This window comes from Streptomyces sp. HUAS 15-9 (assembly GCF_025642155.1).
GTDB lineage: Bacteria > Actinomycetota > Actinomycetes > Streptomycetales > Streptomycetaceae > Streptomyces.
In genome coordinates, this window is record NZ_CP106798.1 from 673947 (window position 1) to 699157 (window position 25211).

The window sequence follows — 25211 nt, forward strand, 5'->3', positions numbered from 1 at the left end:
CCGTGGGGTCGCCATGGTTCTCGATCTGCTTCTCATCGCCCTGGCCATCACGCTCGACCCTCTGCCCCTCATGGCCTTCGTCCTGGTCGTGGCATCGGAGCGGGGCGTGTGGAAGGGCCTGGCCTTCATCCTGAGCTGGCTGGCATGTCTGGTCGTCGTCATCGGGATCGTCCTGACGCTGACCGGCGGGCAGCCCCCTCCACCCAGGTCCCCGCCCTCCACGGCCGCGCTCGCGGCCAAGCTGGCCATCGGTGTGTCGTTCGTTCTCTACGGCGAGCACCGGCGCCGCAGGTTCGTAGCCGCTCGGGCACGGGCCCATGGGACCTCGGCGCAGCGGGACCACGGGCCGAACGGCGCATCGGGGTCGCAGCTGACCTCGCAGATGGACCGCACCACGGTATGGGCCGCCGCCGGACTCGCCGTGCTTCTGCAGCCCTGGGGCATGGTCGCCGCCGCCGCGACGACGGTGGTGGAAGCCGACCTGTCCCACTTCTCGTCCTGGCTCACACTGTCCGTCTTCTGTGTGCTCGCCACGGCGAGCCTGCTGGCCACCGAGCTGTATGTGGTGTTCGCCCCGACCCCGGCGAAGCCCCGGCTGCTGCGGCTGCGCTCATGGATGCAGGATCACCAGGAGCAGGCCATCGTGACCCTGTGCCTGGTGCTGGGCTTCTGGCTCACGGGAAGGAGCATCTTCGAGCTCACCGGCTGACGGCGCACCCTGTGCCGATGCCGCGGCTTGCGGACATGCGGGGCCCTTGGCCGCGTGGTGGAATGGGCGCTGGGGGCCGACGACCACGGACGGTCGGGCGACCGGCCCCGACTCCCATTCCGTTCCCGAGGACTGGCCATGAACGATGTCGAAGAAATGGGCCCCGTCGACTACTTGGTCATCGAGTTCCCCGGGAACCGCATGACGGGCGAGGCGTTTCCGCTGCTGGTCGACCTCGTCGAGAGGGGCATCGTACGGATCCTCGACCTGACCTTCGTCCGTAAGGACAGTGACGGGTCCGTCACCGGGCTGGAGCTGCAGGACCTCGGTGACGAGGTCGACCTGTCCGTCTTCGCGGGCGCCTCCTCCGGGCTGTTGGACCAAGGTGACATCGAGGAGGCGGGCAACGCGCTGGAGCCCGGCAACTCCGCCGCGGTCCTGGTGTACGAGAACCTGTGGGCCGCGCCCCTGGCCCGTGCGCTCAGGCGCGGCGGCGCGCAGCTCGTCGCCGGCGGCCGTATCCCCGTCCAGGCCCTGCTGGCCTCGCTGGACGCGGTCGAGGGCACGACACCGCCCGGTGGATCGGCAGCGGCCTGACGGGCGCATCCGTGCGGGCCGGCACCGTACCGGCCCTGGGCACACAACAGGGGAGATGAGAGACCATGCCTGGACTCCTCAGGGGTGTCGCGCGCACCGCAGTCGTCGCCGGAACCGCCACCGCGGTGTCCAACCGGGTGTCCCGGCGGCAGGCCGGGCGCTGGGCCCAGCAGGACTACGAGCAGCAACAGCAAGCGGCCCCGCAGCAGGCGGCAGCACCGCCTCCGCCGCCTCCGGCACCGCCGTCCACCGAGGACGACATGACCCGCAAGATCGACCAGCTCAAGCAGCTGGGTGAGCTGAAGGCCCAGGGAGTGCTGACGGACTCGGAGTTCGAGGCACAGAAGCAGCAGCTCCTCAGCTGACGCCGCTCGGCAGTGTGCCGTCGCCGTTGATGTCGGGCTTCTCCTTGGCGCCGACCCGGGCGCGTTGCACCGTGTCCCCCGCCCGGCGCGCTTACCTTGCTCTAGACAAGGCCGACAGTGAGAAACGGCGAGGTGGCGTGGGACGTGGTGGCCGGTACGGGCGGTCGATCGGCCGGGCGAGGGCGCCGGGCGGGTGACGTGGTGCTGGGGAGCCGTCCGGCGCACTCCGTACGGCTCCCGCCGCGCACGCGCTACGGCCCCAAGGACGCCGAGCCCCCGGTCGGCTCGGTGGCCGAGCGGACCGTACCGTGGCTGCGTGTCGCCGCTGCCTACGCCTGGCGCATCCTGCTCGTCGGCATCGTCGTCTACGCCGTCTTCACCGTCCTCGGCCGCTTCCAGCTCATCGCCGTGGCCCTGTTCCTCGCCCTGGTCATCACGTCGCTGCTGCGCCCCCCGACCGACCTGCTGAACCGCATGTTCCCGAGGTCGCTCAGCGTCGCCGTCGCCATCGTCGGCAGCCTGCTGATCCTGATGACCCTGCTCGCTCTCGTGGGCAACGCGGTGGCGGGCGAGTCCGCGAAGCTGGCGGGTGAGTTCCGCGGCGGCATCCACCGCATCGAACTGTGGCTCCAGCAACCGCCGTTCCGGCTCAGCCCCGGCAAGCTGGAGGATCTGCAGCGCCAGGTGGTGAACTACCTCAACACGCACCGGGCGAAACTGCTCAGCAGCGCCGTCAGCGGTCTCGGCAGGATCGTCGAGCTGATCACCGGAGCGGTGCTGGCCCTCTTCGCCTCCGTCTTCTTCATCCACTCGGGCGAGCGCCTGTGGGGCTGGATGCGCGACCAGCTGCTGCCCGGTGGAGCCCGTCCGGTGTGGGACCGGACCGGGCGGGCCGCCTGGCGGACGTTCGCCGGGTACACACGCGGCATCATCATCGTGGCCGCCACCAACGCCGTACTCGTCGGAGTCGCGCTGTTCATTCTGCGGGTACCGCTCGCGCTGCCGCTGACCCTCCTGGAGTTCTTCGCCACGTTCGTACCGCTGGTGGGCTCGCCGATCGCGCTCAGTGTGGCCACGGTGGTCGCCCTCGCCGGACGCGGACCGCTCACGGCGGCCGCCGTGCTCGTGCTCATCGTGGTCATCGGCCAGCTCGAAGGACATGTGCTGCACCCGCTGGTGATGAGCTGGGCGGTCAGTCTGCACCCCCTGGTCGTCGCGGTGTCCGTCATCGCGGGCAGCATCGTCGGTGGCGTGATCGGCGCCGTCGTCGCCGTCCCGTTCATCTCGGTCGTCTGGTCGGTGCTGCGCGCGCTGCGGACCGCACCGACACAGCCGCCCGTGCTGTGACTGCCTGAGCGGGTTTCAGCCACGCCGTCACGAGGCGGTGGCGGGCTCATATGCGCTGATGACGTACCGGGCTTCGTCGTCGACGGCGTTCTCGTCCTGGTCCAGTGTGATGCGCAGCGGATGTCCGTCTGCCGCGTACCGTGCCTCCGCCGTGTCCGCGTCGTCCTGCCGCGCCTGCTCGAGTTCCTTCAGCAGTCCACCGATGGTGGGGACGATGCCGGGCGAGCGACGGACCACGCGGCGGCTCTCCTCGTCGAGGCCGACCGCCTTCGCGACCTTCCCGTCGCGCACGGTCACCCGGAAGGTGCCGATGAGGGCCCGCTCTCCTTCGGTCGAGTTCAACATGTAGGTGTACGCGGCCGGCTCCTGCCACGCCGTACCGTGCTCCGCCGCCCGGGTGGACGGGCCCTCTCCCGCACAGGCGGTGGTCGCGCACAGAAGACCTCCGATCAGGGCGACGACGCGCGGCAGCGAGGAACGGGCAGTGACACGTACGGCTGTCATGTGTGGCCTTTCGTGAGCTCTTTGTCCCTGGACGCCGCCGGCCCGCCGAACGTTCGCGGCGGGCTCGCATGTCACGGGGCCGCAACGAATGGGAACTGGTGAAACTGCCGTTGACCGTAGAACGTCCCTCCTCCCGAATCGCATCGCCCGCACAAGGGCGGTCACCACCCGAGGGGGGACCCACCATGGCACTGACCACGAACAGCGGCCGTCGCAGACCCGGCGCGCTCCGCCCCACCGCGGCGAGCGTGTGCGCCGCGGCCGTACTGGCGCTGACGCTCAGCGGCTGTGCCGGTCACAACGGCGGAAGCGCGACTCCGAGCGGCGCGCCATCGAGCACCGCGGCAGACGCGGGCGGCGGCGCCACCGCGACCGGCGCCAAGCCCGCTGCCAAGTCCTCGGCCGGTACGGGCGGCGGGGGCACGGCCACCGGGGCGGCACCGGCCGCTACTCCCTCCGCCTCCGCTTCCTCGGCCACGGGCACGCCCATCGCCGCGGGCACCGGCGGCAAGGACGACGGCTGCGACCACAAGATGCCCATCTCCCCCGACGAGATAGCGGTCTACCGCTACACCCCCGAGGGCGGCTCCCTCAGCCTGATCGTCAAGCACGGCAACTGGGGCTGCCCCACGGCGGATTCCGACGGCGCGCCCTTCGTGACCGTCGGCAAGGAGACGTACCTGCCCATGGACCAGGCCGCCTACGTCACCGCCACCAACCCCATCGTGGAGAGCACGGAGAACCAGCACATCGGCGTCCAGGAGTTCCTGGACTGGCTCGAGGCGCACCCGAACAGCGGGCTGGTCTTCAAGTACCACCTCGGTGGCAACGGGGCCATCGACAGCCTCGAAGAGGTCTTCACCCCCTGACGCTCCCGGGGCGCCGGAGCCATCCGCTCCGGCACGACGCACCGTACCGGGACGCCACCGCGTGACTCAGCCGTCGAGGTCGCGTGCGTCCCGGTGCTGCCCCGCCGGGCCCTGACAGTCCGGGCAGAGCTCGAAACGGCCGTCGTGGACAACGCTTCCCCAGCCGCGGCAGGTGTCGCAGTCACGGGCGAGGGTGATGTCGACGAGGTGGGCGGGAGCATGGGGGTGGGCTCCGTGAATCATGCTGCGGGCTCCGTGGGTAGGGGACTCGCGTGGGAAGAATATGACATATAACGCATACATATTCAATAGGGTGCTGAGCCCTTCGCGCCGTCACGCACCGTCCGGAAGCTGTTGCTCCGTCCAGATCGTCTTGCCCGCGGCGCCGCGCCGGGTGCCCCAGCGCTGTGCGAGCTGTGCGACCAGGAAGAGGCCGCGGCCTCCCTCGTCCGTGCTCGCGGCCCGCCTGAGGTGCGGGGAGGTGTTGCTGGCGTCCGAGACCTCGCAGATCAGGGCCCGCTCATGAATGAGCCGCAGCCTGATCGGGCCGTACGCGTGCTTGATCGCGTTGGTGACGAGCTCGCTCACGATCAGCTCCGTGGTGAAGGCCAGGTCCTCGAGACCCCACAGGGACAGCTGCCGGTCGACGTCGTTGCGCACCACGTGAACGGCCGACGGGTCCGCGGGGACGTCCCAGGAGACCACCCGGTCGGGACTCAGCGTGTGCGTCCGCGCGATCAGGAAGGCGACGTCGTCACGGGGACGGTCCGGCAGCAGGGTGCGGACCATGATGTCGCAGATCTCCTCGAGCGGCCGGTCCGGGTGGGCGAGGGTGAAGCACAGGCGTTCCATGCCGACGTCGACGTCCCGGTCCGACGCTTCGATCAACCCGTCGGTGTAGAGGGCGATGATGCTCCCTTCCTCCACCGCGATCTCGGCCGACTCGAAGGGCAGACCGCCCAGACCCAGCGGCGGTCCGGCGGGGATGTCGGGGAACTCGACCGGCTCGGTCAGATGGGCGATCGCGGGGCTGGGGTGCCCCGCGCGGGCCACGACGATGGTGCGGGCGACCGGGTCGTAGATCGCGTACACACAGGTCGCCCCGACCACCGTGGGCCCCTCCGCGGCCGCCTCGGCCTCTTCCGACAGGCGTACGACCAGGTCGTCGACGTGGGTCAGCAACTCGTCCGGGGGAAGATCCAGATCGGCCAGCGTCTGGACGGCGGCCCGCAGTCGCCCCATGCTCGCCGCGGCGTGGAGCCCATGGCCCACCACGTCACCCACGACGAGCGCGACCCTGGCGCCCGACAGCGGGATCACGTCGAACCAGTCACCGCCCACCCCGGACTCGATGTCGGCCGGCAGATAGCGGTAGGCGAGCTCGACCGCGTTGAGCTCGGGCAGGTCGGGCGGCAGCAGGCTCGTCTGCAGGGTCAGCGCCGCCTGGCGCTCCCGGGCGAACCGTCTGGCGTTGTCGACGCACACCCCGGCCCGCGCGACCAGTTCCTCGACGAGGAGCAGATCGTCCTCGTCGAACGGGTCGGGATTCTTCCAGCGCAGCAGGGTCACCATGCCCATGGTGATGTCGCGTGCCCGCAGCGGAACCACCAGATGCGTGTGCACGCCCAGGCGGATGAGCCTGTTCCAGCGCACCGGGTCGTCGAGGACCCACGAGGTCGCCGGGTCGACGACCTCGCAGATGGGCTTGCCCGTGGTCAGGCTCCGTTCCTGAGGGGACCGGAGCGGATAGTCCGTGGGTGCGCCGATCTCGATGACCACCTCGGGGTGGTCCTCCTGGATCGACAGGTGAGCGGCGCGGCGCAGTGTCTCCTCACCACCGTGCGCCGAGTCCGAGGACGGGTCCGCGGTCGCCCGTACCGTGTCCAGGAGGTCGATCGCGACGAAGTCGGCGACCCGCGGCACCATGACCTCCGCCAGTTCGCCCACCGTGCGGCCGAGATCCAGGGTGGTGCCGATGCGTTCGCTGGCCTCGTTCAGCAGGGCGAGCCGATCACGTGCCGAGTCCTGGCTGGTGGCGTGGACCGCGACGAGGCAGATGCCCAGCGTTTCGCCCGCGGGGTCGCGCACGGGAAAGAAGGAACGCAGCTCGACACGTCTGCGGAGCCGGCTGCGGGGCGTGTGGTGGTGCGGCGGCGAGTGCTCCAGGGTCACCTGCGGCCGTCCGGTGACGAGCGCCCGCCTGGCGTAGCGGCTCACCAGGGACGACGGCCCGGCGGTGTCCGTCTCCGTTCCGCATTCGTCGTCCTCGGCCGCCGCGTACGCCTCCATGTCGGCCAGCGCGCGGTTCGCCCATTTCCGGTGCAGCTGCGTGTCCAGTACGGCGATGCCGATGGGCGACCGCTCCAGCAGGGAGCGCGCGACCGCGTCGTGGAACTCGTACTCCGCCCGTTCCCGCGCGTCACAGGCGACGACGAGCCAGGCGTGGTGGCCGCCGACGGCGACGAGGGGGCATACCCGGACCGCTAGTTCGACGAGGTGACCGGCACAGTGCCGGGCGGCGAGCACGCCGTTCCAGCCGTGGCCGGTCCGGCGCAGCCGGGACACGGCGGTGATCAGGTTCCGGTCCGCCAGGACGGATTCCACGGGGTGCCCCACCGCGTCACGGGACGGGTGGCCGAGCAGGCTCTCGGCACCCGGGCTCCAGTAGGCGATCCGCCTCCTGGCATCGGTGATCACCACGGCCGCGGACCCGATGTCGAACGGATCGGCCGGATCTGCACTGCCGAGCGCACCGCTGACGCCCATACCTTCGCACCATTCCGGGGCCGGGCCCCCACGGAGCCCATTGTTGCACCGTGCGTCACCGACCGCCGCTCCGCCGATGCGACGGAACCGGGCGACTCGTCCGGCACTCCCTCGCGTACCGGCGGGCCAGCGCGTGGAAGGCCTCCTTGGGTTCCCAGTGCCAGTCGGAGCGGGGGTCGTCGGGGCGGTCCTTGATGGTCTTGGTGAGGGAGTAGCTCGCGAGGTCGAGGTCGTGGCGGGGGTCGTCGGGGCGGTGCGGGGCGTCCGGGGTGACGAACTCGAACGCCATCGCCGCGTACAGGTTCATCGACGAGAAGACGTCCACCAGGTCCACCACATAGGCGGCCTGCGTGCGTTCGCTGCGTACCAGGTGGCCCTTGATCTCCTCGGGGTGCTTGTCGTGGTCGACGACGTTCCAGGCCATGCCGCCCGTCTCGGGGGCGCCGACGTATGCGCAGGTGCCGAACTCGGTGATCGCCAGGGGTTTGCCCCAGCGCAGATGGCGGCGCAGCTCCGCGATGTGGTCGGCGCGGTCGCGGAAGTACGAGTAGTGGTCGATGCCCACGATGTCGAAGAGGCGCCAGTCGACCTGGTCGTCCTGAGCGGCGGCGTAGCTCAGGCGGCCCCGGAAGACGGAGCGGCCGACCGCCGCCGCCTTCTTGGTGAAGCGGTCCAGTCGGCGCTGCATCCTGGCGAGGTCGACGCGTCCCTCCAGCAGGTTCCGTACGCGTTCCAGGACGGTCGCCCCCGGGACGATCCCCGGCACGAACAGCCAGAACTCGCAGCCCACGCTGAAGTCGACGCTCGCGCCCTGTCGGCGCAGCCGCTCGGCGAACCGGCCGGTCTCCGCCAGGTGCTCCAGGATGTCCCGTTCCGGGGCGTCGCCGAGGGTCGGCTGGAGCCAGATGTGCAGACCGCGTTCCGCGGCCTGTGCCGCGGTGGCCGTGAGACGTTCCACGCCATCACCGGTCACGTCCACGGTGTCGGCGTGCAGCTCGTCGCGGATGACCCGGATGTCCTTGCGCATCCGGCCGGTGCTGAAGGCCGTACCAGGTGTGTCGCCGGCGCCCACGGTGTAGACGACGCCTCGGTGACACAGCCCGCGCAAAGGCTCCGTCGCCCGCGCCGGCCCCGCGGGCAGCAGCGCCCCCGCGAGCCCGGCGGACGCCGCACCGGCGAGGAACTGTGCCCTGTTGATCCCCTTCGTCTTCTCCATGCGCTCACTGTGCCGAGGGGGCGTTCGCCGCGCTGTCCGTCGACGGTCTACGGCGTCGCGACGAAGGGATGGGATCCGGCGCCGAAAGCCGTAAGTACCGTCACTGTGGGGCGGCTTCGGTGTCGGCCCGGCTCCGCACCCCGCTTGGCCGACTTGGATGAACCTTGTACGGCTTCGGCGAATCGGCCGACGGCACGGACGATCGCGCGCTGCTAGAAAGTGACCACGCAGGCGCACACCGTGACCCGCCTGTCTCACCCGAACCACACCGCAGACCGCCCCCGTTGAGAGAGTGCCCGACGAGCGTCGCGCACGAGGCGGTCCGGAAACGATGGGACGACCTTGTCGAACATCTCACCCCCCACACGTCGTCAGGCCCGTGCGGAAAGCGCTTCCCCCACCCTGCCGACCAGCGGCCGACGAAGATCCCTGACCCGCGGCTGGCGCGTGGGCAGAAAGCTCCGGGCCGTCCTGCTGATCCCGGTGCTCGTCGCACTCGCCTTCGGAGGCGTGCGGGTGAAACGGTCCGTGGACACCTTGCAGGCCGCCGACGACGCGGTGCGGGTGGCCGAGTTGGTCCAGGCGGCGAACAAGTGCGCGAGCGACGCGATCAACGAGCGTGACGTCTCGGTCATCCCGCTGCTGGAAGGGAAGAGGGATGCCGACGCGGTCGTACAGGCCCGTCGGATCACCGACGAGGACGCGAAGGCGTTCGACAGAGCGGTCGGCCGCATACCGGACACCGTCGGCCTCCTCAGACGGATCGAGCTGGTCCGCGACGGCGAGAAGCAGCTTGCGACGGTCCGGGCCAACGCGTTCACCACGAAGCTGTCGGGTGTGCAGACCGAGGAGAGCTACCACCTCGTCCAGCATCCGCTGATGGAGCTCTCGAACGAACTGGGCTTCGGCAGCAGCAACCAGGCCAGCTTCGGCCGGACGCTCTACGCCATCTCCCTGACGCAGGCCGCCGAGTCCCTGATCCGGTCCATCGGCACGCATCTGCTGGTGGAGGACCGCGCCACCCTCGCTCCGGGCGAACTCGAGACCCGGCTGGCCTCGTTCCGTTCGTACGCCTACCTCGAACAGGTCGCGCTCCAGGAGTACGCGGGCGCCGGCACCGCCGAGGACATGGCGAGGCTGCGCAAGGCCCTGGCCGACGCGGAGAAGAAGGGCCGGCGGCAGACCACGGAGGCCGCCCGACGGGCCGAGGCGGCCGGCCGTCCTTTCGTCACCCCGCCCGACATCGCCAGGATGATCGGCGAGATCGCCTCGGGGAGGACGACCGCGGAGCTGGCCGCGGAGGGCATCACCCCGGAGTCGTTCTTCGCCGCGTCCACACTCGGCTTCGACGCCTACCGCGGCATCCAGATCCACCTCACCGACAGCGCACTCGCGGACGCCGACGGCATCGCCGACACCGCACGACGTGACGCGATCACCAATGCCGCGCTGGTCCTTGCGGCTGTGCTCACCGCGTTCCTGCTCGCCGCGTGGGTGGCCCGTTCGATGAGCCGCGGCATGCGCCGGCTGAGCGGCTCCGCCATCGAGATCGCCGAGCAACGGCTGCCGGCCGTCATCACCCAGCTGTCCCGGGCCGTGCCCGGACAGGTCGACACCCGGGTCGCCGCCATCCCCATCACCACCACGGACGAGATCGGCGAGGTCGCCCGCGCCTTCGACCATGTGCACCGCGAGGCCGTACGGCTCGCCGCCGAGCAGGCCGTGCTGCGCGGCAACGTCAACACGATCTTCACCAACCTGTCGCGCCGCAACCAGTCACTGATCGAGCGTCAACTGGCCCTGATCACGGACCTGGAGGACCACGAGACCGACCCCGACCAGCTGGCGAACCTGTTCCGGCTGGACCATCTCGCCACCCGGGTGCGCCGCAACGGTGAGAACCTTCTGGTCCTCGGCGGTGAGAAGCCCGCCCAGCAGTGGGACCGCTCGCTGCCACTGGTCGATGTCGTCCGCGCGGCCTCCTCCGAGGTGGAGCAGTACGAGCGCATCGAGTGCGCCGGCATCCCGGAGGCCGAGATCCACGGCCGTGCCGTGACCGACCTCGTGCATCTGCTCGCCGAACTCCTGGAGAACGCCACCGCGTTCTCGTCCCCGCACTCGACGGTCCGGGTGACGGCGACCAGGCTCCCCGACACCCGGATCATGATCGAGATCCACGACGAGGGGATCGGGCTGATGCCCGAGGACTTCGCGGTGATCAACCACAAGCTGGCCAATCCGCCGACCGCGGACACCGACGTCTACCAGCACATGGGGCTGTTCGTGGTCGGCAGGCTGGCCGACCGGCACGGCATCCATGTCCAACTGCGGCCGTCCGGTGAGCAGTCCGGTACGGCCTCGCTCGTCATGCTGCCCGGCACGATCACGTTCCGGGCCGCCGGGTCCGAGCCCGACGTCGACACCCTCGCCCTGGCCGCGGTCGGCACGATTCCCGCGTCGCGTCGCGAGGCCGCGCTGTCCGCGCGGCGGCCGCGGCCGCCGAGGACCGCTTCAGCGCGTACGAGGCGTGGACGGACGAGCCGACGGCCGGCGGGGCCACCGGCGAGAGCGACGGGCCGCGCGGGAGCGACGGGGCGCGCGGGAGGGGACGCGGCCGCGGGCCCGCGGCGGACCGCACGCGACGGGAGAAGTAGCGGCGAACGGCGTCGGCCGGCCCCCGCGGGGGCGGCCCGGACGTCATGGTCAGACGAGGTCGAACCGGTCGAGGTTCGAGACCTTGACCCAGGCCGCGACGAAGTCGTTCACGAACTTCTCCTTCGCGTCGTCGCTCGCGTAGACCTCCGCGAGGGCCCGCAGCTCGGAGTTCGAGCCGAAGACAAGGTCGGCACGGGTGCCGGTCCACTTGACCTCGCCGGTGGCGTCGTCGCGGCCCTCGAAGGTGTTCTGGTCCTCCGAGGTCGCCGACCACGTCGTGCCCAGGTCGAGCAGGTTGACGAAGAAGTCGTTCGTCAGCCTGCCCGGGGTCTCGGTGAGGACACCGAGCGAGGTCTGCTGGTGATTGGCGCCCAGCACGCGCAGTCCGCCGACCAGGGCGGTCAGCTCGGGCGCGCTCAGACCCAGCAGGTTCGCCCTGTCGAGCAGCAGGTACTCGGCCGGCAGCCGGTTGCCCTTGCCCTGGTAGTTGCGGAAGCCGTCGGCGGTGGGCTCCAGCGCGGCGAAGGACTCCGCGTCGGTGTGCTCGTCCGTGGCGTCCACGCGGCCCGGCGCGAAGGGCACCTCGATGTCGTACCCGGCGTCCCTGGCCGCCTTCTCGACCCCGGCGGCACCGCCGAGGATGATCAGGTCCGCCAGGGAGACCTTCTTGGCGCCGGTGTTGAACTCCGCCTGGATGCCCTCCAGGACACGCAGCGCCTGTGCCAGCTCGTCGGGCTCGTTGACCTCCCAGCCGGCCTGCGGCTGCAGCCGGATGCGGGCGCCGTTGGCGCCGCCGCGCTTGTCGCTGGTGCGGAACGTGGCGGCCGAGGCCCACGCGGTGGACACCAGCTGTGCGACGGTCAAGCCCGAGTCGAGCAGCTTGGCCTTGAGGGCCGCGACGTCGGCGGCGTCGATGGGCTCGCCCTCGGCCTCGGGCAGCGGGTCCTGCCAGACCAGGGTCTCCTCGGGGACCTCCGGGCCGAGGTACAGCGACTTCGGGCCCATGTCGCGGTGGGTCAGCTTGTACCAGGCCCGGGCGAAGGCGTCCGCGAATTCCTCGGGGTTCTCGTAGAAGCGCCGCGAGATGGGCCCGTAGACCGGGTCGAAGCGGAGCGACAGGTCGGTGGTGAGCATCGTCGGGAGCTGCTTCTTCGACGGGTCGTGCGCGTCGGGGACGGTCGCCTCGGCGTCCTTCGCCACCCACTGGTTGGCGCCGGCCGGGCTCTGCGTGAGCTCGTACTCGTACTCGAAGAGGTTCTGGAAGAACCCGTTGCTCCACTGGGTCGGCGTGCTGGTCCAGGTGACCTCGAGGCCACTGGTGATCGCGTCGCCGCCCTTGCCGGTGCGGTAGGTGCTCTTCCAGCCGAGGCCCTGCTGCTCGATCGGGGCGGCCTCGGGGTCGGCGCCGACGTTGTCGGCCGGGCCCGCGCCGTGGGTCTTGCCGAAGGTGTGACCGCCCGCGATCAGGGCGACCGTCTCCTCGTCGTTCATCGCCATACGGCGGAAGGTCTCGCGGATGTCGCGGGCCGCGGCGATCGGGTCCGGGTTGCCGTTCGGGCCCTCCGGGTTGACGTAGATGAGGCCCATCTGCACCGCGCCGAGCGGGTTCTCCAGCTCACGGTCGCCGGTGTAGCGCTGGTCGTCGAGCCAGGTGGTCTCGGGACCCCAGTAGACGTCCTCCTCCGACTCCCACACGTCCTCACGGCCACCGCCGAAGCCGAACGTCTTGAAGCCCATCGACTCCAGCGCGACATTGCCGGCGAGGATCATGAGGTCGGCCCACGACAGGTTCTTGCCGTACTTCTTCTTGACCGGCCACAGCAGACGGCGGGCCTTGTCGAGGTTGCCGTTGTCGGGCCAGCTGTTGAGCGGGGCGAAGCGCTGCTGACCGGCGCCGGCGCCGCCGCGGCCGTCGCTGATGCGGTAGGTGCCCGCGCTGTGCCAGGCCATACGGATCATGAGGGGGCCGTAGTTGCCGAAGTCGGCCGGCCACCAGTCCTTGGAATCCGTCAGCACCTCGGCGATGTCCCGCTTCACGGCCGGGAGGTCGAGGCTCTGGAACGCCGCGGCGTAGTCGAACTCCTCACCGAGGGGGTTCGCCACGGCCGGGTTCTTCGCAAGGATCCTCAGGTTCAGCCGCTCCGGCCACCACTGGCGGTTTCCGCCGCCCTGAGTCGGGTGCGGGGCGCGCCCGTGCGCGACGGGGCAGCCGCCCGCGCCCTCCGTCTTCGCGTCTACGACGATTGCATCATGGTTCTCAGACATGGGAATCCTTCCGAACTGGGCGGATCACAGTGCTCAGGAACATTGCTCAGGAACTGCGGGCGGTGGAGCAGTCGGGGCACAGACCCCAGTAGATGACCTCCGCCTCGGCGACCGAGAAGCCATGGTCGTCGGACGCCGTCAGGCAAGGGGCCTCACCGACCGCGCAGTCGACGTCAGCGACGACACCGCACGACCGGCACACGACATGGTGGTGGTTGTCCCCGACTCGTCCCTCGAACCGCGCCGGACCACCGGCCGGTTCGATACGGCGTATGAGCCCCACGGCGGTGAGCGCGTGGAGGGCTTCATACACGGCTTGCAGGGAAATATGGCCTACGCGATCACGTACACCGGAGGCGATCGCCTCGACACCGAGGTGATCACCGTCCCGGACGGTCTCGAGCAGCGCAACGCGGGCGGCCGTCACCCGCAGGCCGGCACCGCGGAGCTCCTCGGCGGTGGTCGGGGTCTGGGATGCGGTCATGACGGCCAACCTACCCACACAAACACGAAGAGTTCAAGAAAACGAGCAAACCAAGTCTGAGAACCCAGATCAGGGATGGCTTATCACTTTATGTGTGGACATATCGACTCGTTGTTGTCAGACCACTCCGCTCGCCAGGCACCCGTGATCATGGGACACCGCTCTCGCCGAGCTCGTCGGAATTCGGGCGACGGATCGGCAGCCGGATACGTAGGCTTCGGCCCACGATGAAGCGACACGTCGAGTTCACCGAGCGGGCCGGGAGACTTCGCGACTGTCTCCCGCCCGACGACCGCCAAGACCTCATGCGTCTCGTCAACGAGATCGCCGAGGATCCCTACGGCCCCGACACGCACCTCGCCTACATCAATGACGAGGTCACACGCTCCGTCTGGTGCGAGAGCGTCAAGGTCGACTACGTCGTGACCTGGTGGACCGTGGTCGTCGTGGATGCCGATGACTACGACGCCGAGCGCGGTTTCAACGTGGTGTAGCGCGGTCGGACGGTTCCGGACGAGGGCCCCGTCGGGCCGGGACCTGTCAGGCGTGTTCCACCGCCGCGTCCAGCAGCCAGTGCGTCAGGTAGTCGGCGAAGGACGAGCGCACCAGGAGCCAGAACCCGGCCCTGGGTTCCTCGCGGGCGACCAGGACGACCTGGCTGCGTGCCAGTGTCGTCTGGGCGCAGCGGCCGGGGCCGAAGGCGCGCGGGTGCAGGTCCAGCGCGCAGCCGTGGGAGAGCAGGTCGCGGGCGCGGGGGCCGGTGACGAGAAGTGTGGTGCGCTGCGCGGAGACGTCACACACCGACACGGGTTCGTCCCCGGCCGCCGTACGGATCCGGCTCTCCAGGTCCCACTGTGTGCCGGGCCGGCCGACCACCAGCCATTCGTCGGGGCCGAGCCACAGCGCGGTCAGCTCCCCGGTGTGTACGACGGTGCCGGGTTCCAGGGGCAGTTGGAGCCCCAGGGCGAGCCCCACCGCGTCCGCGGCCGGTCCCTTGGCGTCGAGGCGGACGTTGATCTGCGCCAGGAAGGGAAGTTCGGCCAGCCGGATCGCACCCCCGGAGGACCGGGTGACGGCCGCCAGCCGGTGGGCGGCGGAGGCCAGGGGGCTGCGCTGCTGTACGGTCGGGGCGGTGTCAGCCATCGCGGCGGGCTCCCTCGGGGTCGTAGAGGACGGGGCCGGCGACGGTCACCGGGAGCAACCGGTCGCCGACGGGTGCGTAGAGACGTTCGCCGATGCGTTGCCGGCCGCCCTTGACCAGGGCGAGGGCGAAGGTCCGGCCCAGTGCCGCGCTGCGGTAGCTGGAGGTGACGTGGCCGAGCATCGGGACGGGCGGGGCGGGCAGTTCGCTGTCGGCGACCAGTTGGGTGCCCTCGGGCAGGAAGGCGGCCGGGTCCTCGGGGAGCAGGCCGACCAGGTGCTTGCGGTCGGGGCGGACGGTGTCGGCGCGGGCGTAGGAGCGCTTGCCGATGAAGTCGGGCTTCTTCTTCGACACCGCCCAGCTCATGCCCAGGTCCTGCGGGGTGACCGTGCCGTCGGTGTCCTGGCCGATGATCGGGTACCCCTTCTCGGCGCGCAGGACGTGCATGGTCTCGGTGCCGTACGGGGTGATGCCGTACGGGGCACCGGCCTCGTGCAGCGCCTCCCACAGGGCGAGGGCGTGCCACGGCGACACATTGATCTCGTAGGCGAGTTCGCCGGAGAAGCTGATCCGGCACACCCTGGCCCCGATGCCCGCCACGGTCGCCTCCCGCCACGCCATGAACGGGAAGTCCTCGTTGGACACGGCCAGTTGCGGCGCCAGTGCGCCGAGGACCTCGCGGGAGCGGGGGCCGACCAGGGCGACGGTGGCCCACTGCTCGGTGACGGAGGTGCAGTGGACGCGCAGTCCGGGCCACTCGGTCTGCAGCCACTCCTCCATCCAGTCCAGGACGGCGGCCGCGTTGCCGGTCGTGGTGGTGACCAGGAAGCGGTCCTGGGCGAGACGGATGACGGTGCCGTCGTCGAAGACCATGCCGTCCGGGCGGCACATCACGCCGTAGCGGATCATGCCGACCTTCAGGGTGCTCATCATGTTGGTGTAGAGCAGGTCGAGGAAGGCCGCGGCGTCCGGCCCCTGTACGTCGATCTTGCCGAGGGTGGAGGCGTCCATGAACGCGACGCCCTCCCGTGCGGCGCGGCATTCGCGCAGCACCGCGGCCTCCATGTCCTCGCCGTCCTGCGGGTAGTACCAGGGGCGCTTCCACTGGCCGACGTTCTCGAACAGCGCGCCGTGCGCGGCATGCCACTCGTGCAGGGCGGTCACCCGGACCGGGTCGTGCAGCGCGCCCCGGTCGCGGCCCGCCAGGGTGGCGAAGGAGACGGGGGTGTAGGGCGGGCGGAACGTCGGCAGCCCCAGCGCGGAGATGTCCACGCCGAGGAGTTCCGCGACGACTCCGCTGGCGAGAACTCCCCCGGTCCTGCCTTGGTCGTTGGCCGTGCCGGCCGTGGTGTAGCGCTTGGTGTGCTCCACCGAGCGCAGCCCGGCTCCGGTCGCGCGGGCCAGGTCGTCGACGGTCACATCGCGCTGGAGGTCGACGAAGCGGGGGGCGTCGGCGGAACCAGGGAGGGTGAACACCTGCATGGGCGGGGTGTGCGGTCGCTCGGCCACGGCGGGCAGGGCGGGCCCCTCTGCGGTGTAGCCCTCGGCCTCGATCGCGCGGGCGCCCGCGGCCGCGCCCTGGGCGAGCACCGCGGCCAGGGCCTGCTCACCGTTCGCGCTGCCCGCGACCTCGACCGCCTGGCGGCAGGTGTCCGGGACGAAGGCACCGAGTGCCCCGTCGTGGCGGAGTCTGCCGCCCGCCTGGCTGAACAGGTGTGCCACGGGGTTCCAACCGCCCGAGACCAGGAGGAGGTCGACGGCGAACTCCCGCCGTGCGGCCGACTCTCCGTACGACGCGACCCGCACGGCGGTCAGTCGTGCCCCGCCGTCCGTGCCGGTCACGGCGTGGCCGGCCAGCACCTCGATCCCGGCCTCGCGGGCGCGGCCCGCCCACTCCCCCGGCTCGGACCGGGTGTCGACGACGGCGGCGACCTCGATGCCTGCCGCGGCCAGGTCCAGCGCGGCGGCGTACGCGCTGTCGTTGGTGGTGAGGACGACCGCGCGGCGGCCGGGCAGGACTCCGTACCGGTTGACGTAGGTGCGGGCCGAGGCGGCCAGCATCACTCCGGGGCGGTCGTTGTCCGCGAAGGCCAGCGAGCGCTCGTGGGCGCCGGTCGCGAGGACCACGCGGCGGGCGCGGATGCGCCAGACGCGCTCGCGGGAGACGTTGTCCGGGGCCTCGGCGCCCAGGTGGTTGGTGCGCCGCTCGACGGCGAGGAGGTGGTTGTCGTCGTAGTGGCCGAACACGGTGGTACGACGCAGTACGCGCACCTCGGGGGCGGCGTCCAGGCGGGCCGCGGTCGCCGTCACCCAGTCGAGGTGTTCGCCCGTGCCGAGCAGGCTGCCGCCGGGCTCCGGCTGGTCGTCGGCGAGGATGACGCGCGCGCCGGAGCGGGCGGCTGCGGCCGCGGCGGCGAGACCGGCCGGGCCCGCACCCACGATCAGGAGGTCGCAGTGGGCGTGGACGGCGTCGTAGCGGGCCGGGTCGGGCTCGGTGGCGAGGCGGCCCTGGCCGGGGAGGCTGGTGGCGACGAGGCCGTCGTGGAGTTCGACGGTCGTGGCCGGGAGCATCGGCTCGGGGAAGGGCTTCTCGATCTGGACGATCGCGTTGGGTTCCTCGACGCCTGCGGAGAAGATGCCGCGGGGGCGGCCGAGTCTGATGCTGGTCGCTGCCGCGATGATGCCGTTGGCGAGGAGGGCGGAGGCGAGGGTGTCGCCCTGGTAGCCCTCATACTGGGTGCCGTCGAAGGTGAAGGTCAGGGGGGTGTCGCGGTCGATTCGGCCGCCGGTGGGGGTGCGGAACGTACGAGTCTCGCCCCCGCCGCCCCTACCCGTCCCGTCCTGAAGGGGCTCCGCCCCTTCGACCCCGCTGGCGGCTGCGCCCCCAGGCCCCCCTTCGGCCTGAACGGCCTCGTCCTCAAACGCCGGACGGGCTGGTGGTGCCGGTCGTGGCCGAGAAGTGACCGACCCCGGTTCAACCTCGGCAGGACGCGGCTCCCCGGCCCGATACACGGCCAGGATCTCGTTCGTCGCCGTGTTCCGTACCGCGTTGAACCAGCGGCGGCAGCCCGCCGCGTGGCTCCATCGCTCGGCGAACGGGCCCTTCGGGTTGTCGCGGAAGAACAGGTACCGCGCCCACTCCTCGTCGGTGAGGGCCGAGGGGTCCTCGGGATAGGGCACATGTGCCTGGCCGCCGTAGTGGAACTCGACCTCGTCACGGGGCCCGCACCACGGGCAGGGGATGAGCAGCATGTCGTTCGGCTCCCTTGAGGATCCCTAGTGGGCCACCGCGGCCGCGCCGTGCTCGTCGACGAGCGCGCCGGTGGTGAAACGGTCGAGCGAGAAGGGGGCGTTGAGGGCGTGCGGGTTGTCGTGGGCGATGGTGTGGGCGTAGACCCAGCCGACGCCCGGGGTGGCCTTGAAACCGCCCGTTCCCCAGCCGCAGTTGAGATAGAGGTTGTCGACCGGGGTGAGGCCGACGATGGGCGAGGCGTCGGGGCTGACGTCGACGATGCCGCCCCAGGTGCGCAGCACATGGGCGCGGGCGAAGACCGGGAAGAGTTCGAGTGCGGCGGACATCTGGTGTTCGATGATGTGGAACGCGCCGCGCTGGGTGTAGGAGTTGTACGCGTCGATGCCCGCGCCCATGACCAGTTCGCCCTTGTGGGCCTGGCTGACGTAGACGTGGACCGCGTTGGACATGACGACCGTCGGGTGCACCGGCTCCAGGAGTTCGGAGACCAGTGCCTGCAAGGGGTGGCTCTGCAGCGGGAGTTCGATGCCCGCCATGGCGGCGAGGACCGAGGTGTGGCCTGCCGAGCACAGGGCCACCTTGCCGGCCGCGATCGGGCCGAGCGTGGTCCGTACGCCGACCACCCGGCCGTCGACCAGGTCCAGGCCGGTGACCTCGCAGTTCTGGATGATGTCGATCCCGGCGGCGTCGGCGGAGCGGGCGAAGCCCCAGGCCACGTAGTCGTGTTTGGCGATGCCGGCGCGCGGCTGGTAGGTGCCGCCGAGGACCGGGTAGCGCACGTCGGGTGAGATGTTGACGATCGGGCAGACCTCTTTGACCTGCTCGGCGTCGAGCCACTCGGCGTCGACGCCGTTGAGCCGGTTGGCCTCGACGCGGCGCACGCTGTCGCGGACGTCCTGCAGGCTGTGGGCGAGGTTCAGCACACCGCGCTGGGAGAAGAGGATCGGGTAGTCGAGCTCCTCCTCCAGCCCCTCCCACAGTTTGAGGGCGTGCTCGTAGATGCCGGCGCTCTCGTCCCACAGGTAGTTGGAGCGGATGATGGTGGTGTTGCGGGCCATGTTGCCGCCCGCGAGCCAGCCCTTCTCCAGCACGGCGACATTGGTGATGCCGTGGTTCTTCGCCAGGTAGTGGGCGGTGGCGAGGCCGTGTCCACCGCCGCCCACGATCACCACGTCGTACGACCGCTTCGGCTCGGGTGTGCGCCAGAGCCATTCCGGGTGGTCGGGGAGGTCGGCGCCGGGGGTGCGGGGGCTCATCGGACGTCTCCGTCTTCCGAAAGGTGCGGGTAGAGCGGGTGCTTGACCGCCAGTGCCTCGGTGCGGGCACGCAGCGCGGGCACGTCGGGTTCGGGTTGGAGGGCGAGCGCGATGACGTCGGCGACCTCGGCGAAGTCCTCCTCGGTGAAGCCGCGGGTGGCCAGGGCGGGGGTGCCGATGCGCAGGCCCGAGGTGACCATGGGCGGGCGCGGGTCGAACGGGACGGCGTTGCGGTTGACGGTGATGCCGATCTCGTGGAGCAGGTCTTCGCCCTGCCGTCCGTCGAGTTCGGAGTGGCGCAGGTCGACCAGGACCAGATGGACGTCCGTTCCGCCGGTGAGCACCCGCACTCCGGCGGCCGCGGTGTCCGGGCGGCTGAGGCGGTCGGCGAGGACACGGGCGCCGGCGAGTGTTCGGGCCTGGCGTTCGGCGAACTCGGGCGACGCGGCCACCTTGAAGGAGACCGCCTTCGCGGCGATGACGTGCTCCAGCGGGCCGCCCTGCATACCGGGGAACACGGCCGAGTTGATCTTCTTGGCGAGGTCGGCGTCATGGGTGAGGACGACCCCGCCGCGCGGGCCGCCGAGGGTCTTGTGCGTGGTGGTGGTGACCACGTGGGCGTGCGGGACCGGGCTGGGGTGCAGTCCGGCGGCGACCAGGCCCGCGAAGTGCGCCATGTCGACCATGAGGAGGGCGCCGACCTCATCGGCGATCCGCCGGAAGGCCGCGAAGTCGAGCTGCCTCGGATAGGCCGACCAGCCCGCGATGATCATCTTGGGGCGGTGTTCCTTGGCGAGGCGTTCCACCTCGTCCAGGTCGACCAGATGGTCGGTCTCGGTGACGTGGTACGGCACGACGTTGAACATCCTGCCGCTGTAGTTGATGCGCATGCCGTGGGTGAGATGTCCGCCGTGGGCGAGGTCGAGGCCGAGGATCGTGTCGCCGGGGCTGAGCAGCGCGAAGAAGACGGCAGTGTTGGCCTGGGCGCCCGAGTGCGGCTGCACATTGGCGTATCCCGCGCCGAACAGGTCCTTGACGCGCTGGATGGCCAGGCGCTCGGTGACGTCGACGTGTTCGCAGCCGCCGTAGTAGCGACGGCCGGGGTAGCCCTCGGCGTACTTGTTGGTCAGGACCGAGCCCTGGGCCTCCAGTACGGCACAGGGCGCGAAGTTCTCGGAGGCGATCATCTCGAGGGTGGACTGCTGGCGGTGCAGTTCGGCGCGGAGTGCGGCGTGGACCTCGGGGTCCAGTTCGGCCAGCGGGGTGTTGAGCGCGTTCATACGGGGTTCGCGTTCCTCTCGGCGGCCTCGACGACGTTGGCGAGCAGCATCGCCCGGGTCATGGGGCCCACGCCCCCGGGCATCGGCGCGAGCCATCCGGCGACGTGGGCGGCGTCCGGGTGCACGTCGCCGACCAGCCCCTGGTCGGTGCGGGTGATGCCGACGTCCAGGACGGCCGCGCCCGGGCGCAGCATGTCCTTGGTGATCAGTGCGGGCGAGCCGGCGGCCGCGACGACGATGTCCGCCTCGCGGACGTGCCAGGCCAGGCCCTTGGTTGCGGTGTGGCAGAGGGTGACGGTGGCGTTCTCGGAGCGGCGGGTCAGCAGGAGTCCGAGGGGACGGCCGACCGTGATACCCCGGCCTATCACGCACACCCGGGTCCCGGCGATCGGTACCTCGTGGCGGCGCAGGAGTTCCACGATGCCGCGCGGGGTGCACGGCAGCGGGGCCTCGACGCCCAGGGTGAGCCGGCCGAGGCTGACGGGGTGCAGTCCGTCGGCGTCCTTGGCGGGGTCCATACGTTCCAGGACGGCGTTCGCGTCCAGGTGGCGCGGGAGCGGCAGTTGGACGATGTAGCCGGTGCAGGCCGGGTCGGCGTTGAGTTCGTCGACGACGTCCTCGACCTGTCGCTGCGTCGCGTCGGCGGGCAGTTCGCGACGGATCGAGGCGATGCCGGCCTGCGCGCAGTCGCGGTGCTTTCCGGCGACGTAGGCACGGCTGCCGGGGTCGTCGCCGACCAGGACGGTGCCGAGGCCCGGCGGCCGGCCGTCGATGGCGGTCAACTTGGCGACGCGCTCGGCGAGTTCACGGCGGACCTCGGCGGCGGTGGCCCTGCCGTCGAGCTTCTGTGCGGTCACCGGCGGTGTTCCTTCCCTCGAAGCTCTCGCGACGCACTAGCCGCGCAGACGGGACATGGTCGGGTCGAACAGGGGCTCCTCGGCGACGGCCGCCTCGATGCGCCTGTCGAAGTAGCCGATGTGCACGGTGGTGCCGGGCGTGGTGAGTTCGGCCGGGAGCCAGGCGTAGGCGATGCCGTTGCCGATCGTGTAGCCGTAGGCGGCGCTGGTGACGTAGCCGACGGCGCGGTCGCCGTCGTACACCGGCTCCTTGCCCATGACGACGGATCGGGGGTCGTCGATGGTGAGGCAGGTCAGCTTGCGGCGCACGTCGGCCTTGCGGCGTTCGAGTGCGGCCTTGCCGATGAAGTCGTCCTTGTCGAGCTTGACTGCGAAGCCGACACCGGCCTCGTAGGGGTCGTGCTCGTAGGTCATGTCGGTGCCGAAGGAGCGGTAACCCTTCTCCAGGCGGAGGCTGTTGAAGGCGCCGCGGCCCGCGATGACGCCGCCGAGCGGCTCGGCCGCGGCCCAGAGGGTGTCCCAGAGCTTCTGGCCCAGGTCGGCGGTGGTGTACAGCTCCCAGCCGAGTTCACCGACGTACGACAGCCGCATCGCGGTGACGGGGACGCTGCCGATGTGGGCGCGCTTGGCGCGGAAGTACTTGAGACCGTCGTTGGAGAAGTCGGAGTCGGCGAGCGGCTGCAGGACCTTGCGGGCGAGTGGTCCCCACAGGCCGATGCAGCAGGTGCCGGGGGTGATGTCGCGGACGGCGACGGATCCGTCTGCGGGGAGGTGGCGGGTGAACCAGTCGAGGTCGAGGTTGCCGTTGGCGCCGACCTGGAAGAGGTCGCGGGCGAGGCGGGCGACGGTGATGTCGCTGCGGATCCCGCCGTCGTGGTCCAGGAGCAGGGTGTACGTCACGGAGCCGACGGACTTGTCGACCTTGCCGGTGGCCAGCCGCTCCAGGAAGGCGGCGGCACCGGGGCCGACGACTTCGAGGCGCTTGAGGGCCGTCATGTCGTACATCGCCACGGTCTCGCGGGTGGCCTGGGCCTCGGCGCCGACGATGGGCGACCAGTACTGTGCGGCCCAGTCGTTGGGGGTGGGGATGGAGCGGCCTTCGACCAGGTCCGCGTTGGCCTCGTACCACTGCGGGCGCTCCCAGCCGTTCGCCTCCAGGAAGAACGCGCCGTGTGCCTGCTGGCGGGCGTGGAAGGGGCTGGTGCGGATGGGGCGCGGCTTTCCGGAGGGCTGGAGCGGGTGCAGGATGTCGTAGACCTCGACGAAGTTCTGGCAGTCGCGGGCCAGTACGTACTCCGGGGAGAGCTGGTGCGGCTCGAAGCGGTTGACGTCGCACTCGTGCAGGTCGAAGGACGAGCAGTAGCCGTCGACCAGCCATTCGGCGACGGCACGCCCGACGCCGGCGGAGTGGGTGACCCAGACGGCCTCCGCGACCCAGAAGCCCTTGACCTGCGGCGACTCGCCGAGGAGCGGGTAGCCGTCGGTGGTGAAGGAGAACAGGCCGTTGATGCCCTCCTCGATCTTGGCTTCCTTCGTGGCGGGGAGCAGGGACCGGGTCTCGGTCCAGGCGCCCTCGAAGTCCTCCTCGGTGAACTTCAGGACCGAGGGCATCTGGTCGGCCTCGTCCACGGAGAGGATGTCGTCGGCGGAGACGGGCATGGGGCGGTGGCCGTAGTAGCCGATGCCGATGCCGTCGAAGCGGTCGCGGTAGTAGAGGTCGGCGTCCTGGTGGCGCAGGATCGGGCGTACCGCTTCCTCGGTCTGGCCGGCAAGGGCCGGAACCGGGCCGGTCCAGGCGAGTTGGTGGGCGAGCGGGGTGAGCGGGAGGTTCATCCCGACCATGCGGGCGATCTTCGGGCCCCAGATGCCGGCGCAGCACACGACGATGTCGGCGGGAATCTCGCCCTGGTCGGTCAGTACGCCGGTGACGCGGTCCTCGCTCTGCTGTACGTCGAGGACCTCGTGGCGGGCGAGGAAGCGGACGCCGCGTCCGGTGGCCCGGCGGATCTGGGCCTCTACGGCGAGGACGGCCTTGGCGAGGCCGTCGGTGGGGACGAGGAGGCCGCCGAGGACCCGGTCGCGGTTGACGAGCGGGTGCTGTTCCACGCACTCCTCGGGGGTGAGCAGGCGGGCCTCGATGCCCCAGGCGGTGATCCAGCCGTGGCGGCGGTGCAGTTCGGCGAGGCGCTCTGGGGTGGTCGCCACCTCCAGGCCGCCGACCTGGAGGAAGCAGGGCCGGCCGTCGACGTCGAGGGAGCAGAACTTCTCGACTGTGTAGCGGGCCAGCTCCGTCATGGTCTTGGAGGGGTTCGTCTGGAAGACCAGGCCCGGGGCGTGCGAGGTGGAACCCCCGGTTGCCGGGAGGGGGCCCTGGTCGACCACGGTCACTTCGGTCCAGCCTCGTGCGGAGATCTCGTCGGCGAGGGCCGCTCCCACGACGCCCGCTCCGATGATGACCACTCGGGGTCCCGCCATCGCCCAACCTCCGAACTTGAAGCAGTCCAGTTGCTGTCTGCGCAACGCGATTCAGGTTGCGCAACTCAATGTGCCTGTCGCGGGGAGAGGGTGTCAAGGGGTCCGTGACGTCGGAGAACGACCCCAAACACAGCCCGGAACACGGCAATGCCCGGCGGGCGGCACGCATCCGCGCGTGCCGCCCGCCGGGCATGTTCGACCGTGTTGCGACTCCGCGCTACGCGCAACGTCGCTTCCGTTGAGTGATCTTGATTGAACAGGGGTTGGTGGGCGGGCAGGACGGTCACACGGGTCAGGTGACCTTCCGCCGTCCGATCACCGTCGGCAGGTCGGTGAAGTCGTCCTGCCGGCACCAGTGCCTGGGCAGCCAGAGGGGGAGGCGGCGGGCACCGGTCATCAGGCAGTGAATCCAGGATCAGTCATGGTAAGGGCAGTCCTTGATGATGAAGAATGCCTTTCCGGGTTGATCCACACCAAGCTTCGCCTGGCCGCCAGGCCTCGAGCTGCCGATGACGAGGTCCGCACCCGTGAACTTCGAGGTCTTGGAGTGCCACAGGAGCCGGCCACCGGAATACTGATAAAATCGCACATCACCGTTCCTTGCGACCTGAACATATGCGGACGGGCCGCTGAGGTGCCCCTTGGCCGCGTATACCGTACAGGTCAAGGACTTGTAGGTCATGTAAATGTTGTAGTTCTTGCCGACGCAGAACTTGGCCCTTCTCGACGCGGGGCCATCGGTGATGCAGTGTCCCGGCTTCAGCTTGCTTCCATTGTGCAGGCGGTTGCTTGCCGCTGCGTTGGCAGGAGTGGCCACACCCAAGGCGACCGCGGCCACGGTTGCGAAGACGGCCGCGCCACGAGCGGACCGGGAACCAATTTCAAAAATACGCGCCATGACGTAATCCTCCCCGTGGATGAATGGATTTGGGTTTGGTCTTACCGTGTTCCATTCCAGGAATGACCCTATCCCACAGGCGCGTTCCTCGCGGGCCCCAGAAATTCTTTTGCCGCAGCTTGACTATTCATCCCAACGGCCACGGTCCAGGTGAAGGGTTTCGCGTTCGCTTTCCACAAGCCAATGCATTCGTAGATCTACCGAACCAGGAAGGTGTACAGCATCAGCACCGACGGCAGTGCCCCCGGCTACGTGATCACTTGCCACGAAGCCG

19 protein-coding genes and 1 pseudogene are annotated in these 25211 nt (G+C 70.3%); 7 read left to right on the forward strand and 13 right to left on the reverse strand.

Features of this window, described 5'->3' with window-relative positions:
• Window positions 1-13 precede the first annotated feature (13 nt).
• From N8I87_RS03015 to N8I87_RS03030, 4 genes are all read left to right on the forward strand, one after another.
• Window positions 14-709, forward strand: coding sequence for a GAP family protein (locus N8I87_RS03015; protein ID WP_263205164.1), 696 nt, complete (start codon window positions 14-16; stop codon window positions 707-709).
• Window positions 710-847: 138 nt separating this feature from the next.
• Complete coding sequence (locus N8I87_RS03020) at window positions 848-1306, forward strand: DUF6325 family protein (protein WP_263205166.1); 459 nt, start codon at window positions 848-850, stop codon at window positions 1304-1306.
• A gap of 65 nt (window positions 1307-1371) precedes the next feature.
• Window positions 1372-1671, forward strand: a complete 300-nt coding sequence (locus N8I87_RS03025; RefSeq protein ID WP_263205167.1) for an SHOCT domain-containing protein — start codon at window positions 1372-1374, stop codon at window positions 1669-1671.
• A gap of 117 nt (window positions 1672-1788) precedes the next feature.
• Window positions 1789-3018: an AI-2E family transporter gene (locus N8I87_RS03030; protein WP_411577189.1), complete on the forward strand. Its 1230-nt coding sequence runs from the start codon at window positions 1789-1791 to the stop codon at window positions 3016-3018.
• A gap of 27 nt (window positions 3019-3045) precedes the next feature.
• Here the strand turns inward: N8I87_RS03030 and N8I87_RS03035 are convergent, their stop codons facing one another.
• Entirely contained in the window at window positions 3046-3522 is a 477-nt protein-coding gene (locus N8I87_RS03035) for a DUF6174 domain-containing protein (protein WP_263205168.1), read from the reverse strand.
• Between the two features lie 185 nt (window positions 3523-3707).
• On the opposite strand from N8I87_RS03035, the gene N8I87_RS03040 reads away from it, so the two are divergent.
• Window positions 3708-4391 (forward strand): hypothetical protein, encoded by a 684-nt coding sequence (locus N8I87_RS03040; RefSeq protein WP_263205169.1) that lies wholly within the window; start codon window positions 3708-3710, stop codon window positions 4389-4391.
• A 66-nt stretch (window positions 4392-4457) separates the two neighbouring features.
• On the opposite strand, the gene N8I87_RS03045 is transcribed toward N8I87_RS03040, so the two are convergent.
• From N8I87_RS03045 to N8I87_RS03055, 3 genes are all read right to left on the reverse strand, one after another.
• Window positions 4458-4634: a hypothetical protein gene (locus tag N8I87_RS03045; RefSeq protein WP_263205170.1), complete on the reverse strand. Its 177-nt coding sequence runs from the start codon at window positions 4632-4634 to the stop codon at window positions 4458-4460.
• A 90-nt stretch (window positions 4635-4724) separates the two neighbouring features.
• Complete coding sequence (locus tag N8I87_RS03050) at window positions 4725-7157, reverse strand: ATP-binding SpoIIE family protein phosphatase (protein WP_263205171.1); 2433 nt, start codon at window positions 7155-7157, stop codon at window positions 4725-4727.
• A 55-nt stretch (window positions 7158-7212) separates the two neighbouring features.
• Window positions 7213-8373, reverse strand: a complete 1161-nt coding sequence (locus tag N8I87_RS03055) for a glycoside hydrolase family 113 protein (protein WP_263205172.1) — start codon at window positions 8371-8373, stop codon at window positions 7213-7215.
• 402 nt (window positions 8374-8775) lie between these two features.
• On the opposite strand from N8I87_RS03055, the pseudogene N8I87_RS03060 reads away from it, so the two are divergent.
• Window positions 8776-10812, forward strand: a pseudogene (locus tag N8I87_RS03060) (sensor histidine kinase); the annotation flags it as partial.
• Between the two features lie 264 nt (window positions 10813-11076).
• Here N8I87_RS03060 and katG read toward each other — a convergent pair.
• Both katG and N8I87_RS03070 read right to left on the reverse strand, forming a co-directional pair.
• Complete coding sequence (katG, locus tag N8I87_RS03065) at window positions 11077-13293, reverse strand: catalase/peroxidase HPI (protein ID WP_263205173.1); 2217 nt, start codon at window positions 13291-13293, stop codon at window positions 11077-11079.
• A 46-nt stretch (window positions 13294-13339) separates the two neighbouring features.
• Window positions 13340-13777, reverse strand: coding sequence for a Fur family transcriptional regulator (locus tag N8I87_RS03070; RefSeq protein WP_263205175.1), 438 nt, complete (start codon window positions 13775-13777; stop codon window positions 13340-13342).
• A gap of 227 nt (window positions 13778-14004) precedes the next feature.
• Between N8I87_RS03070 and N8I87_RS03075 the strand changes: the two genes are divergently transcribed.
• On the forward strand, window positions 14005-14271 hold the full coding sequence (locus N8I87_RS03075; protein WP_263205176.1) for a hypothetical protein: 267 nt from the start codon (window positions 14005-14007) through the stop codon (window positions 14269-14271).
• Window positions 14272-14317: 46 nt separating this feature from the next.
• On the opposite strand, the gene N8I87_RS03080 is transcribed toward N8I87_RS03075, so the two are convergent.
• The 7 genes from N8I87_RS03080 to N8I87_RS03110 all read right to left on the reverse strand — a co-directional run bounded on the left by N8I87_RS03080 (window position 14318) and on the right by N8I87_RS03110 (window position 24937).
• A complete protein-coding gene (locus N8I87_RS03080; RefSeq protein WP_263205177.1) occupies window positions 14318-14920 on the reverse strand; it encodes a sarcosine oxidase subunit gamma in 603 nt (200 codons plus the stop codon).
• Window positions 14913-18170: a sarcosine oxidase subunit alpha family protein gene (locus tag N8I87_RS03085; RefSeq protein WP_263205178.1), complete on the reverse strand. Its 3258-nt coding sequence runs from the start codon at window positions 18168-18170 to the stop codon at window positions 14913-14915. Before N8I87_RS03085 ends, N8I87_RS03080 begins: the two co-directional genes overlap by 8 nt.
• A 24-nt stretch (window positions 18171-18194) precedes the next feature.
• Entirely contained in the window at window positions 18195-19427 is a 1233-nt protein-coding gene (locus N8I87_RS03090; protein ID WP_263205179.1) for a sarcosine oxidase subunit beta family protein, read from the reverse strand.
• The gene (glyA, locus tag N8I87_RS03095; protein ID WP_263205180.1) at window positions 19424-20707 is read right to left on the reverse strand and encodes a serine hydroxymethyltransferase; all 1284 of its coding nucleotides are present in this window, start codon (window positions 20705-20707) and stop codon (window positions 19424-19426) included. Before glyA ends, N8I87_RS03090 begins: the two co-directional genes overlap by 4 nt.
• Window positions 20704-21564, reverse strand: a complete 861-nt coding sequence (locus N8I87_RS03100; protein ID WP_263205181.1) for a bifunctional methylenetetrahydrofolate dehydrogenase/methenyltetrahydrofolate cyclohydrolase — start codon at window positions 21562-21564, stop codon at window positions 20704-20706. Before N8I87_RS03100 ends, glyA begins: the two co-directional genes overlap by 4 nt.
• Window positions 21565-21600: 36 nt before the next feature.
• On the reverse strand, window positions 21601-24039 hold the full coding sequence (locus tag N8I87_RS03105; protein WP_263205182.1) for a GcvT family protein: 2439 nt from the start codon (window positions 24037-24039) through the stop codon (window positions 21601-21603).
• Between the two features lie 415 nt (window positions 24040-24454).
• On the reverse strand, window positions 24455-24937 hold the full coding sequence (locus N8I87_RS03110; protein ID WP_263205183.1) for a hypothetical protein: 483 nt from the start codon (window positions 24935-24937) through the stop codon (window positions 24455-24457).
• Between the last annotated feature and the right edge of the window lie 274 nt (window positions 24938-25211).

Coding starts and splice junctions, on each gene's coding strand:
- N8I87_RS03110 (WP_263205183.1), bottom strand. CDS start 24,937: ATGGCGCGTATTTTTGAAATTGGTTCCCGGTCCGCTCGTGGCGCGGCC.
- N8I87_RS03085 (WP_263205178.1), bottom strand. CDS start 18,170: ATGCTGCTCATCCCCTGCCCGTGGTGCGGGCCCCGTGACGAGGTCGAG.
- N8I87_RS03015 (WP_263205164.1), top strand. CDS start 14: ATGGTTCTCGATCTGCTTCTCATCGCCCTGGCCATCACGCTCGACCCT.
- N8I87_RS03080 (WP_263205177.1), bottom strand. CDS start 14,920: ATGGCTGACACCGCCCCGACCGTACAGCAGCGCAGCCCCCTGGCCTCC.
- glyA (WP_263205180.1), bottom strand. CDS start 20,707: ATGAACGCGCTCAACACCCCGCTGGCCGAACTGGACCCCGAGGTCCAC.
- N8I87_RS03070 (WP_263205175.1), bottom strand. CDS start 13,777: ATGACCGCATCCCAGACCCCGACCACCGCCGAGGAGCTCCGCGGTGCC.
- N8I87_RS03050 (WP_263205171.1), bottom strand. CDS start 7,157: ATGGGCGTCAGCGGTGCGCTCGGCAGTGCAGATCCGGCCGATCCGTTC.
- katG (WP_263205173.1), bottom strand. CDS start 13,293: ATGTCTGAGAACCATGATGCAATCGTCGTAGACGCGAAGACGGAGGGC.
- N8I87_RS03020 (WP_263205166.1), top strand. CDS start 848: ATGAACGATGTCGAAGAAATGGGCCCCGTCGACTACTTGGTCATCGAG.
- N8I87_RS03090 (WP_263205179.1), bottom strand. CDS start 19,427: ATGAGCCCCCGCACCCCCGGCGCCGACCTCCCCGACCACCCGGAATGG.
- N8I87_RS03025 (WP_263205167.1), top strand. CDS start 1,372: ATGCCTGGACTCCTCAGGGGTGTCGCGCGCACCGCAGTCGTCGCCGGA.
- N8I87_RS03055 (WP_263205172.1), bottom strand. CDS start 8,373: ATGGAGAAGACGAAGGGGATCAACAGGGCACAGTTCCTCGCCGGTGCG.
- N8I87_RS03075 (WP_263205176.1), top strand. CDS start 14,005: ATGAAGCGACACGTCGAGTTCACCGAGCGGGCCGGGAGACTTCGCGAC.
- N8I87_RS03105 (WP_263205182.1), bottom strand. CDS start 24,039: ATGGCGGGACCCCGAGTGGTCATCATCGGAGCGGGCGTCGTGGGAGCG.
- N8I87_RS03035 (WP_263205168.1), bottom strand. CDS start 3,522: ATGACAGCCGTACGTGTCACTGCCCGTTCCTCGCTGCCGCGCGTCGTC.
- N8I87_RS03040 (WP_263205169.1), top strand. CDS start 3,708: ATGGCACTGACCACGAACAGCGGCCGTCGCAGACCCGGCGCGCTCCGC.
- N8I87_RS03045 (WP_263205170.1), bottom strand. CDS start 4,634: ATGATTCACGGAGCCCACCCCCATGCTCCCGCCCACCTCGTCGACATC.